This is a genomic window from Streptomyces sp. CY-1, from assembly GCF_047218265.1.
GTDB lineage: Bacteria > Actinomycetota > Actinomycetes > Streptomycetales > Streptomycetaceae > Streptomyces > Streptomyces niphimycinicus.
The window spans coordinates 11,127,315-11,139,360 of the sequence record NZ_CP178393.1 but is presented as its reverse complement, the minus strand read 5'-3'; the positions used below and the strand labels follow the sequence as shown (position 1 = coordinate 11,139,360).

Sequence of the window (12,046 nt, the reverse complement as noted above, 5' to 3'; positions counted from 1 at the left end):
AAAGCACGCGATGGATTCGAGCGCAATCATGGGATGCGTCGATCGAATCGAGTGCCTGCGCAGCGCAATAGAGCACCGTCTGACTCATCGAAAGGAGTTCGCCGGCTTCGGCGCCTCCGGCCGCAACGGCGGCTGGCTCAGCGCCGGGCCACCCGGCCAGATGCGCCGCTACGCCAAGGCGCACGGCCGGGAGTCGGCCATCGTCCTGCAACGCGAGATGTTCTCCTCCGTCGACGAGGTCATCCGGGTCGCCGCCGAAGAAGGAATCGAGGCCGACATCCAGAAGGACGGCCTGCTGCACGTCGCCACCAACGCCGCCCAGGAGCGACGGCTTCGCGATCGACTACCGTCACTGCGCGCGGAGGGGTGGGGCGAGGACGACCTGATCGAACTCGACCGCGACCAGCTCGCCGAGCGGGTCCGGGTCGCCGGCGCCCACGGCGCCCAGTGGAGCCCGCACTGCGCCCGCATCCAGCCCGCCAAGCTGGTGCGGGGCCTGGCCGCCGTGGTCGAACGGATGGGCGTCGCCGTCTACGAGGGCACCGAGGTCACCGAGATCCGCCCGCGTCAGGCGGCCACCGAAGGCGTCGCCCTCGACCACACCTGGTCCGGAGTGCTGGGCGTGCCGCGCGACTGGTGCGCCACCGTCCACCTGAACGAGCGAACCGGACTGGGCTGGGCGGGTGGCTACGTCGGGCACGGCGTGACCACCTCCAACCTCGCCGGACGCACCCTCCGCGACCTCATCCTGGGCCAGAAGACCGACCTCACCCGGCTGCCCTGGGTCGACCGTACGGTGCGCGGTTGGGAACCGGAGCCGCTGCGCTGGCTCGGTGTGCGCAGCCTCTACGTCGCCTCGCTCGCCGACGCTTCGAGCGCCGGCCTGCCTCCGGCGACATTGGACGAGCTGATCAAGCAGGCGATGAAGTCGGCGGGTTCTCGCGCGTCGCCCTCTGCTCGGGCTGCTCGCTGATCAGGTGGAACATGCTGGGCGCGGGTGTCATCTGCTGAGCTCCCGGGCGGGTCCCCCGGCCGGCGATCCCAGCCCTCCCCCGCTTCTGCCGCCGTTGCCGAATGGTCCCGCGGTTCGGCATTCATACGTGAACTGCATAAATCATGGCAGCCTGGTATTTCCGTCGCCGCTGCTCGGTCTCTAACGTCGAAGCCGAGAAAGCCGGACGGCCCGCGGCGCGAGACCGCCCGGCACCAGACAAGATCGCGCCGCATGGACAGGCGACCCCATGGACATCGGCGGTATCCTCCGCACCTCTGCCACTCCGGTGAGCGGACCGGCCTACCCCCACGGCCCGTACCGCTTCCTCAGCCGGGAGTACCTGAACATCACCTATCGCACCGACCCCGACGCCATGCGGGCGGTGGTTCCCGAACCGCTGGAGGTCGGCGAGCCGCTGGTGCGGTTCGAGGTGATCCGCATGCCCGACAGCAGCGGTCTGGGGAACTACACCGAGTCCGGTCAGGTCCTGCGGGTCCGGCACCAGGGCGAGCCGGCCGACTACATCCACTGCATGTACCTGGACAACGGGCCCGCGATATCCCTGGGCCGCGAAGCAAGCGCGTATCCCAAGAAGCTGGGCAAGCCGCGCCTGTACACCGACTCCGACACACTCGTCGGCACCCTGGACTACGGATCACTCCGGGTGGCGACCGCCACCATGGGCTTCAAGCACACTGAGCTCAGCGAGCGCGAGGCGCGAGCGGAAATCGCCGCGCCCACCTACATGCTGAAGGTGCTTCCGGGCTACGACGGCGCTCCGCGGATCTGCGAACTGGTGCGCTCCCGCATCACCGACCTCACTGTCCGCGGCGCCTGGACAGGGCCCGCACGCCTCCAACTGTTCGAGCATGCGCTTGCCCCGCTGGCCGATCTGCCCGTGCTCGACATCGTCAAGGCCACGCACGTGCTCACCGACCTCACCCTCCCACGCGTCGAGATCGCACACGACTACCTGGCCCAGCCGCATGATTTCCGCACGAATACCCCCCGTTCCAGTCGGAAGGAACTCAAGTGAGCACTCAACCCGACCGAACCGGTATGCCGGTTGCCCTTCCCGCCCTCACCGGCCGCCGGGCCCTCGTCACGGGCGCGGGCAGCGGTATCGGTCGGGTCACCGCTGTACGGCTCGCGCGCTCGGGCGCCCACGTCATCGGGCTCGACCTCAACGAGCAAGCCGTACGAGACCTCGCACATGAGACCGGCGGCGAAGCGATCACCGCGGACCTGTCCGACCTCGACGCTCTCGACGGGCTGATTCCACAGGCCGACATCATCGTCAATTGCGCGGGGATTCAGCAGGTGGCGCCCGTTCACGAATTCGACCCGGCGCGTTTCTCGCTCATGCTGCGCATCATGCTGGAGGCTCCGTTCAGGATCATCCGCAAGGTTCTGCCGTCCATGTACGCGCGGCGGTGGGGACGCATCGTCAACATCTCGTCGGTGCACGGCCTGCGTGCCTCCGAGTTCAAGAGCGCCTATGTGACGGCCAAGCACGGACTGGAGGGCCTGTCCAAGGTCGTCGCCCTGGAGGGCGGCCCCCATGGCGTCACCTCCAACTGCGTCAACCCCGGCTACGTACGCACCCCGCTGGTGGACCAGCAGATCGCCGACCAGGCCCGCGCCCACCACATCACCGAGGCGGAGGTCCTGGACTCGGTCCTTCTGGAGTCAGCCGCTCTCAAGCGTCTCGTCGAGCCGGAAGAGGTGGCCGAGGCGGTGGCGTTCCTGTGCAGTCCCCAGGCAGCCGCGATGACCGGCACCGACATCGTCATCGACGGGGGCTGGACGGCCCGCTGAACACGGGCCGACAGGACGGGCGGCCGGTCCACCACCACGGAACCACGACCGGCTCCCAGGGGCGTCTGCGGTGCTCCAACCCGGGTCACCGCAGACGCCATGCTCATTTTTGGAGAGTGTGTGATCACGCCTGCGCCCGAGGCACCGCACGGCCCCCTTCGGGGCGTCGCCGTGTGGTTCGGGCCGCTCCGTGCTCTTGCTCGCCCTCACCCCCGCGGTACGCGGATGGCACCGGCCCACCGCCGCGCGTTGGCGCGCGCCCACGCCGCCCAGGCCGATCTCCTGCGCGCCATCGGCACCCCCGAGGCGACTGCCGTGCGACGCGCCGCCGTCGATGCGCTCGACGCGGTCGAGCGGAACCGCGCCCTCGTTACGTACCGTCGTGATGAGCCGGTTCCCACTACCGGCTCCCGCCGTCCGCACTGCCGGCTACGGGCGTTGGCCGACGCGCTCGGCGCCGCGTCGGAGGCGCGAGCATCGGGCACGCGCGCTCGGGGCGCCGGTGGACCTGCCGGCCTCCGCATGCCACGAGCGAGCTGTCACAGACGGCAGGCGTCTGGTTGTGCCGCGTCCACGCGGCCCGTTTCGCACCGCATGACCCCTGCGCACGGCACTGGACTACGGGCTGCGCGTTGCCCTCCGCGCCGGGCTCGCCACGACGGCGGCTGAGCTGTCGCACCCCCACCGGGACCGGTAGCTGATCAGGAGGACGGCCGATTCAACTCGCACGTGGAAGCGTCCTGATTGCCGGCACGCCAATGCTAGACGCACTCGCATCTCCCCCATATGGCCCCGGGCAACACTGTCGAGATTCCCGGTATGCCGCTGGGCTCCATATACATTTCCCGGGTCGACTGCCAAGCTCGCGCTCGAAGGACGGACGGAGCCACCGAGAAATGGTCGGCAGGTCCGTGTCCTTCGCCCCTCGACTACGGTCCGCAGAGTGCATGGCCCCGGTGCACGCCACCCATGCATTCCTGGACCAGGCGATTCGAGCAAGGGCAAGGCACTCGCTCTGATCACGGAACTTCAGGGCTGACAGTTCCTCCGCCGAGACGGCACCCACACTCCAGGAGTGAAGCATGCGCTCTTCAAGACGTCGCAGACGCCTCGCCTCTCTCTTCCTCACGCTGGCCACCGCCTGCCTGGCGGTCACGGCGGCACCCGGTGCGTACGCCGCCGACGTCGAGCCAACGGCCGCCGGTACATATGTGGCCCTCGGCGACTCATACGCCGTCGCGCCCGGCACACGCGTATACGACAACCCCGACGACGCGTGCCGCCGCGGCCCATTGGCCTATCCCCGGCTGTGGGCACAACAGCACCCCTCGTACGCCTTCGTGGAGGCGTCGTGCTCCGGGGCCACCACGGCGGAGCTGCAAAGCCGGCAGGTGCCGCAACTCACCGCGGACACCACACTGGTGACGGTGCAGGTGGGCGGCAACGACGTCGGCGTCGTCGACACCATGACGCACTGCATCCTCACCATCGACGACAAGGACTGCGTCGCCGGGGTGGGGGCCGCGAAGGCCACCGCGACCAGCAATCTGCCGAGCGCCCTGGCGAGCACCTACGCGTCGGTGCGGGCGAAGGCACCGAACGCCAAGGTCGTGGTGGTGGGCTATCCGCGGCTGTACACGATCGGCGGCACCTGCGGCATCTTCGGGCTGAGCGACACCGAACGTACGGCGCTCAACTCGCTTGCCGACACCCTCGACTCGGTACTGGCGGACCAGGCCGCGAAGGCCGGGTTCACCTTCCTCGACCCACGTGCCGCCTTCGACCCGCACACCATCTGCTCGCACGCCGAGACCTGGGTGACAAGTCTGGAGTGGGACAAGATCAACGAGTCCTACCACCCCAACAAGGCCGGGCACCAATACGGATACCTGCCCTTGCTGACCGCGCTCGCGGGCTGACCGACGGCGGGCTGTGCGGCGCTGCCGGACAGCCCGCCGCTTCCCCGCCGGACCCACCGCCCCGCAGGGCTTCGGCCAGCAGGAGCCCGCGCTTTCAGACCCGCTCCAGTCCGATGTGCACGGGTCCCCCGCTGGGAGAGACTCCCTCGAGCACGCTTGAGGGGACGCGGAAGACACGCCCGGGCGCGGCCGGCCAGGACAGGGAGCGGCGGGCGATGACGCGCCCGTCTTGACGGACCGCGACCTTCGGGAAGCGGACGAACTGATCGCTCCACAGCAGGAGTCGGCCGCGCGGAGGCGCGGGGTCCTGGGGGCGCAGGATCTGCGGGGCCACCCAGCGGAAGGGGGCGTCGGCGAGCAGACGTACCCCCTCGGTGTGTTCGCGCATGCCCTGGAGGTAGCTGATGACCTGGTGGGCGACGTGTCGGCCGTCGAGGGCGGCGACGTCGGCGGTGTCGACGGGGTGCAGCATGTTCCCCGCCGCGTACACACCGGGCCGACTGGTGCGCAGGGCCGTGTCGGTGAGGGGACCGAGGGTGCCGGGGTCGAGGGCGATGCCGGCGGTGCGGGCCAGTTCGTGGTCGGGGATCCAGTCACCGGTGAAGACGACGGTGTCGCAGGCGACAGTCCGGCGTCGGCCGGTGTCCAGGTGCTCGATCTCGACGGCCTGACAGCGGCCCTTGCCGATGATCCGCGTGACGCGGCTGCGGGTGGCGACGGGGACCCGCAGCACGGCGCGTCCCGCGACGTTGAAGACGCCGTAGGATTCGGCCTTCGGATACCGGCTGATCATGAGGGCGGGTGTGCAGCCCGCTTCGCGCAGGGTGACGGCCGCCGACCAACTGACCAGTTCTCCGCCGACGATGACGGCCCGCTTGCCGACGGGGCGGTGGTGGAGGTGGACGAGGTTCTGGAGCTGCCCCGTGGTGTAGACACCGTGCGGGCGGTCGCCGGGGACACGGCGCGCGGTCCTGGGTCGTTCACGGGCACCGGTGGCCAGCACGATGGCCTGGGGGCGGATCCGGTAGCGGCCCTCGGGGCCGGTGACATCGACGGTGTGGTCGTCGGACCATCCGGTGACCATGGTGTGGGTACGGATCTCGGCCCCGGCGGCGGTGGCCCGCCGCACGAGGTGGCGTGCGTACGCGGGTCCGGACATGACACGGTGCAGGTCTCGCAGACCGTAGCCGGTGTGGTCGCTGTGGCGGGGAATGCCGCCGGCGGCGGGTTCGCGGTCGACGGCGAGGATTCGGCCGCCGTGCCGGGAGGCCAGTTCCGCGGCCGCGGTCAGGCCCGCCGGTCCGGCGCCGATGATCAGGACGTCGGGGGTGATCAGGGACGGCTGCTGGGTCATCGGTTGTCCTTGTGCTGTCGGCTGTCGCGGCCGTCGTGGTCGTGGTGCTCTTCCCTCAGGGCTGTTACGGCCGCTCCGCAGAAAAAGCCCTGGCAGCGGCCGTTCATGGCACGGGTGCGGCGGCGCAGCCCTTCGAGATCGCGGGCGGGCAGGGGGGCGTGGCAGGCGTCGCGGATCTCACCCTCGGTGACGCGTTCGCAAAAGCAGACGATGGTGCCGTAGGCAGGGTCGCGGGCGATGAGGTCGGCGTCCTGGTAGGGGCGCTGGGCGGCTTCGCCGATGTTGGGCATCCGGGGCGGCTCGGGCAGGTCACCGCGGGAACGCAGGTTCAGGCCCGCCTCCTCCAGGAGGGTGCGGACGTGTTCGGCGATGGCGATGCCGGCGGTCAGTCCGGTGGAACGGATGCCGCCGACGAGGAGGTAGCGCTGCTGGGGGGTGGCCTCGATGAGGTAGTCGGGATGGTCGATGGCCGCGCGCAGACCGGCGTAGCTCGCGGTGACTTCCTCCGCGAGCAGCCGGGGCATGAGCCCTTCGCCCTTGCGGAGGAGGAAGTCGAAACCGTCCTCGGATGTCGACGTGTCCGTGCGGTCGGTGAGGTCCTCGGCGGTGGGGCCGAGCATGACGTTGCCGTAGATGGTCGGGGAGATCAGCACGCCCTTGCCGCGAGAGGTGGGGACCGGCAGCACGATCTTGTCGACCATGGGGCGGGCGAGTTTGTCGAAGACGAACAGCTCGCCGCGGCGCGGGGTGACGGTGAATCGGTCGTGGCCGAAGAGCCGGTCGATGTGGTCGGCGCCCAGGCCGGCGGCGTTGACGACCCAGCGGGCGCGCACGTCCCCCGAGGACGTGCGCAGCGTGGTGCTCTCGGGGCCCTCGTCGATGCCGGTGACGGCATGCTGGAGCAGGACCGTGGTGCCCCGCTGCTGTGCGTCGGTGGCCAGGGCGAGATTGGTGGTCCAGGTGCAGATGATGGACTCGTCCGGCACGGTCAGTCCGCCGAGTGCGCCGTCCGCGAGGTCGGGAAGGATGCGGTAGACCTCGTCGGCGTCGACGATCCGGCAGTGTTCGTAGCCGTTGGCCTCGGCCTTTTCCTTCAGTCCTGGCAGCGCCCGGAGCTCTTCCCCGTTCCAGGCCACCAGTACGGCGCCGGTGTGCTCGACCGGGATGCCCGTGGCCTTGGCGTAGGCGCTGAGCAGGTGGTAGCCGCGGGCGACCAGCCGGGATTCGAGTGTGCCGGGCTTGGCGTCGAAGCCGGTGTGGAGGATGGCGGTGTTGGCTTTGCTCGTCCCGTCGCCCACATCGTCGCGGGCTTCGAGCAAGGCGACGGAGACGTCGCATCCGGACAGCTCGCGTGCGATGGCCGCGCCGACGATGCCTCCGCCGATGACGGCGACGTCGAAGACGCCGCCCGCTGGGCGGTGGGGTGTGGCGGTCATGTGTGTTCTCCCTTGTCGGCACAGACCGCGGCGGCCTGTGCCCATGTGGTGCGGAACTCCTCGGCCCGGTCCGGGGACCAGCGGGGTTCGTAGACGGTGGCCGGCTGCCAGTCGCCGACCGCCTCCTCGAGGCTGAGCGTGGGGTCGAGGGCGCGGCGGGCGAGGGCGGCCGCGCCTAGGGGGGTGGCATGAGCGTGGGGGTAGATGTCGACCGGGATCTGGCCGATATCGGCCTGGGCTTGCATCAGGGTGGCGGACTGGGTCAGTCCGCCGTCGGCGCGCAGCCGCGTCAGCGGTCGGCCCAGATCGGCCGCGACCAGGGAGCACAACTCGGCGACCTGGGCGGCGACGCCTTGCAGGACGGCCAGGACGAGGTGCTCGCGACGGGTGGCAAGCGTCAGCCCGGTGAACGACGCGGCCGCCTGCGGTGCCCACCAGGGGGCGGCGAGGCCGGCGAAGGCGGGCACACACAGCGCTCCCCCGGCATCCGCCGCGGCCACGGCGTCGAGATCAGTGGCTGACCGGATCAGGCCGAGGTCCCGCAGCCATCGCACCGCGGAAGCGACGGTGTAGACCTGACCGTCCACGCAGTACGGCGTCTGTCCGGCGATCCGCCAGGCCACCGACGTGGTCAGGCCGGCAGCGGATCGCACCGCGTTCCGGCCGGTGTTGGCCAGCAGGAAGGCTCCGGTGCCGTACGTGCACTTGGCCGTGCCCGGCTCCAGGCAGTTCTCGGCCAGCAGCGCCGCCTGCTGGTCGACGATCAGGCCGGCCACCGGGATGTCCCCGCCGAAGGCCCGGGTGGTGCCGACGATCTCGTCGCCGGCGACCACGCGTGGCAGCCGTTCCTCCTCGAGACCGAAGAGATCGGCGAGTTCACCGTCCCAGGTCACGCTGTCCAGGTCGAGGATCAGCGACCGGCTCGCGGTGGCGGCGTCGGTGACGAATTCGCCGGTGAGCTGGTGCACCAGCCAGGTGTCCGTGGTCGTCACCACGCCCTCACGGGTGACGTTGCGGCGCAGCCAGGCCATCTTCGGCGCGGAGAAGTAAGGGTCCAGGACCAGCCCGGTGCGCCGGGCGATCCGCGCGGCATGAGCGGTCAGTTCCCGGCACACGCTCTCCGCGCGGCGGTCCTGCCACACGATGGCCGGTGAAAGGGGCGCCCCGGTTCGGGGATCCCATGCCAGTACGGTCTCGCCCTGATTGGCCAGGGCCACGCAGTCGATCGGTCGGCCTGCCGCGCTGATGGCTCTGCGGCCGGCCTCGAGGACGGAGTCGAGCAGCTCGTGCGGATCCTGTTCGACGCCTCCCCCGGCCAGATAGGCGGGACAGATGGTCTCCTCGGCGATCGCGACGGTGCCGTCCGCGTCGTCGACGACGATGGCCTTCGTACCGGAGGTCCCCTGATCGATGGCGAGGATCGCGGTCATCGCGCACCACCCCCGGGGGCGACGTCACTCGGCTTCCGGGTGGCGGTGCCGGTGGTGTCCAGCACGCGATCGACGTCCGCCAGGTCCGGCATGGTCAGCCCGCTCCGGCTCCTGAGCGCGAGCAACCCGGCGAGATAGACGGCGCCGATCGCGAACAGCACCAGGACGTAAGTCCACGGGCCGCGGAACGAGGCGTCGCGGAAGATCAGCAGCTCGTACAGCAGCCAGACGGCGGCGACGATGAGGACCGGAATCTCCCAGCGGCCCAGGGAGAAGCCCTTGGTCGGGGGCAGGGACCGGCGCTTGACCGCGTACATCGCGACGGTTCCCGCATAGATGATGGCCGGCAGCAACGTACCGGCGGAGAACAGCTGGAAGAGCGCGTCCGTGGAGCGGGAGAAAACCGCGAGGATGATCTGGGCGATCAGCATCATGAACACCGAGGCGTTCAGCGGAGTCGCCGTACGCCGGTCGATGCGCTTCAGCAGTTGCCAGCCGGGGAAACGTTCGTCCCGGGACATCGCGTACACCAGCCGGGTGCCGCTCAGGGTGATCACCAGTCCGCAGGAGAAGATCGAGACCACGACGAGGACCAGCAGGATCTTTCCGACGACCGACCCCAGCACGGCGGTGATCACCGTGGCGACCGGAGTCGCCGACGCGCCCACGCCGCTGACCCGACCGGCCGCGGCGGTGACCGCGACCAGGAACAGGAAGCCGAGCACGCCCAGCGACAGCACCGCCTGCGCCATCGCCTTGGGGATGACCCGGGCCGGGTTCCGAGTCTCCTCGGCCAGATTGGCCGCCGACTCGAAACCGACGATGGTGAACGCGCCGAGCAGGAATGCCAGGGCGAACGGGCCGGCATGGGTGGCGCCGCCCAGCGCGTAGTAGCCGCTTTCGGGGACCGGTCCGCTGTCGAAGAGGTGGCCGAAATCGAGCTTGCCGGTGAAGGCGCCCACGGCGAACAGCAGCGTGGTCAGGGCGATCATGCCGATCAGCTGGATCGTCACCGCCACGTTGTTGACCCGGTGCGTGGTCCGGGTGGAGGCGGCGACCAGAACGGCCTGGAGCAGCACCACACACGCCGTGATCGCCCAGGCGTTCTGTGTCGTTCCGACGTAGCGGAAGAGCTCCGGAAGGATGGTGGAGGCGATCGTGTAGTCCACGGCCACGAGGACCACGCCCAGGAAGGCGAACGAGATCCAGCCCATGATCCAGCCCCACACCGGGCCCACGATCCTGGACACCCACTGGTAGGAGTAGCCGCTGATCGGTATCCGGGCCGCGAGGGCGCCGAAGACCAGGGCGACGGACATCTGGCCGATCACCGTAATGGGCCAGGCCCAGATGCCACGGGGACCGGAGCTCGCGAGTACCGACCCATAGGTGGTGAAGATGCCCGTCGCGATCGACACGAACCCGAAGGCCACGGAGAACGAGGCATACCAGCCCAGCTCCCGGGACATGCGCCGGGGACCCTCGCCGCTCGTCGGGGCGTCTGGTCTCACTCCGTGAAGACCTTCATCTGCATGTGCCATGACTCGAATCCCTGCTCGGGGGGTGCCCCCGCTGTTGAGGGTGGGGGCCGTCGGACGTGAAGGAAACCGAAAGTGATCGACGCCACGGGCCCACCCGTCCGGGGCGGACGAGCGCGACCGCCGCACCTGGACAGGACCGAAGCCATGCCACGAGCATGCGCGGCAAGCCCTGGCCACGCCCGTGGGTGACCGATTCCGTGGGAATCTGACCGTCGATTTCTGGAAGTGTGGCCCAGGGCACGCATCACGTCAAGGGTTCGCCTGCCCGCAAACCCCAGGACAGCCGGGCGATCGCCGCCCATCACACGCACGGCGAAGCGCTACGTGGGCCGTGATCCAACCGGGAGGGGCACCGGGCACCGGTAGGATTCAGTCACAGGTCCACAGAAGCAGTCACCATCAAGGGGTGAGCCGTGCTCGCTGCCGAGCGCCATCGCAGAATCGTCGCCGAGATCGCCCGGCTCAACTTCATCACCACCGATCACCTCACCACCTTGCTCGGCGTCTCCCACGAAACGATCCGCAGGGATCTCGCACTGCTCGAACGCCGCGGCGAGCTCTCCCGGGTGCACGGCGGCGCCACCAGCCGTCAGGCGCCAGTCGGGGAGGAGGCATCCTTCAACGAGCGCAGCGGCACGCTGGCCGCGGAGAAGGAAGCGATCGGACGGGCCGCGGCGGCGCTCATCGAGCCGAACCAGACCATCGTCATCGACGTCGGCACCACGGCTCTGGAAGTGGCCCGCGCCCTGCCCGCCGATCACGTCGGCGTCGTCGCCACCCCCTCCCTGCTCGTAGCCACGGAAGTCAGCACGCGCCCCCGAGTGGAGGTCCTGGTCAGCGGCGGTCGACTCCGCCCCGGCGACCTGGCCTGCTCAAACGCACAGGCCGTCGAGTTCTTCGGCAACCTGCGGGCCGACGCCGTCTTCCTGGGCTCCGGCGGCATCGCCACATACGGCCTGACCGATTTCCACCTCGACGAGGTCGCCACCAAGCGCGCGATGCTCGACAACGCCTCCCACCGCTACGTGCTGGCCGATTCGAGCAAGTTCGGCCGCACGGCCGCGCATCGCGTGTGCGAACTGAACGGCTTCGACACCCTCATCACCGACAACCCGTGCCCGGCCGAACTGCGCACCGCCCTGAGCCGGGCCGGAGGCAGTGTCATCGTGGCGTCGACCACTCGGCCGTAAAGCACCGAGCGGCGTCGCAGTCGGCGATGCACAGACCGTCAGCCCGCAAGCCGTCACCACGACTGCGGCATACCTGATCACGGGCCCCTGTACGCACATGGACCGGACCGGGCAGATCGGCGATGTCGACTTCGGCATGGTCGCGAGCACCGACCTCCCCGGTTTCCGCGGGTGATTGCCCCGGCTCAGTCCCTCCCTGAAGAGCCTCCCGACAACGCCGACAATCGCGTACGGGCACTGGGCGCCCTGTGAGCGCCGGCCGCCGACTTCTCGCTCCGGGGTCTGTTCTGATCACGTCGACGCGTTGATCCGGCCGCGAGCAGTTCTATGCAGGCGCTGGGCTGGAGTTTCCCAGCCCAGCGTC

The 12,046-nt window shown here is 69.7% G+C and carries 9 protein-coding genes; 5 read left to right on the top strand and 4 right to left on the bottom strand.

Annotation, left to right across the window (positions count from 1 at the left end; genetic code table 11):
• Positions 1–10: 10 nt before the first annotated feature.
• From ACK1X7_RS46755 to ACK1X7_RS46740, 4 genes are all read left to right on the top strand, one after another.
• On the top strand, positions 11–973 hold the full coding sequence (locus ACK1X7_RS46755; protein ID WP_390792374.1) for an NAD(P)/FAD-dependent oxidoreductase: 963 nt from the start codon (positions 11–13) through the stop codon (positions 971–973).
• Positions 974–1,241: 268 nt separating this feature from the next.
• Entirely contained in the window at positions 1,242–2,030 is a 789-nt protein-coding gene (locus tag ACK1X7_RS46750; RefSeq protein ID WP_413116747.1) for an acetoacetate decarboxylase, read from the top strand.
• 23 nt (positions 2,031–2,053) lie between these two features.
• The gene (locus tag ACK1X7_RS46745) at positions 2,054–2,812 is read left to right on the top strand and encodes a 3-hydroxybutyrate dehydrogenase (protein ID WP_078646785.1); all 759 of its coding nucleotides are present in this window, start codon (positions 2,054–2,056) and stop codon (positions 2,810–2,812) included.
• Positions 2,813–3,894: 1,082 nt separating this feature from the next.
• A complete protein-coding gene (locus ACK1X7_RS46740) occupies positions 3,895–4,731 on the top strand; it encodes an SGNH/GDSL hydrolase family protein (RefSeq protein ID WP_390792372.1) in 837 nt (278 codons plus the stop codon).
• Between the two features lie 94 nt (positions 4,732–4,825).
• Here ACK1X7_RS46740 and ACK1X7_RS46735 read toward each other — a convergent pair whose 3' ends face one another.
• The 4 genes from ACK1X7_RS46735 to ACK1X7_RS46720 are packed head-to-tail and all read right to left on the bottom strand — an operon-like array spanning position 4,826 to position 10,420.
• Positions 4,826–6,085, bottom strand: coding sequence for an NAD(P)/FAD-dependent oxidoreductase (locus tag ACK1X7_RS46735; RefSeq protein ID WP_385155838.1), 1,260 nt, complete (start codon positions 6,083–6,085; stop codon positions 4,826–4,828).
• A complete protein-coding gene (locus ACK1X7_RS46730; protein ID WP_078646783.1) occupies positions 6,082–7,521 on the bottom strand; it encodes an NAD(P)/FAD-dependent oxidoreductase in 1,440 nt (479 codons plus the stop codon). Before ACK1X7_RS46730 ends, ACK1X7_RS46735 begins: the two co-directional genes overlap by 4 nt.
• Positions 7,518–8,951: an FGGY family carbohydrate kinase gene (locus tag ACK1X7_RS46725; protein WP_385155832.1), complete on the bottom strand. Its 1,434-nt coding sequence runs from the start codon at positions 8,949–8,951 to the stop codon at positions 7,518–7,520. The genes ACK1X7_RS46730 and ACK1X7_RS46725 overlap by 4 nt, the downstream gene beginning before the upstream one ends.
• A complete protein-coding gene (locus ACK1X7_RS46720; RefSeq protein ID WP_385155829.1) occupies positions 8,948–10,420 on the bottom strand; it encodes an APC family permease in 1,473 nt (490 codons plus the stop codon). Before ACK1X7_RS46720 ends, ACK1X7_RS46725 begins: the two co-directional genes overlap by 4 nt.
• A gap of 485 nt (positions 10,421–10,905) precedes the next feature.
• On the opposite strand from ACK1X7_RS46720, the gene ACK1X7_RS46715 reads away from it, so the two are divergent.
• Positions 10,906–11,682, top strand: coding sequence for a DeoR/GlpR family DNA-binding transcription regulator (locus ACK1X7_RS46715; protein WP_078646780.1), 777 nt, complete (start codon positions 10,906–10,908; stop codon positions 11,680–11,682).
• Positions 11,683–12,046: the final 364 nt, after the last annotated feature.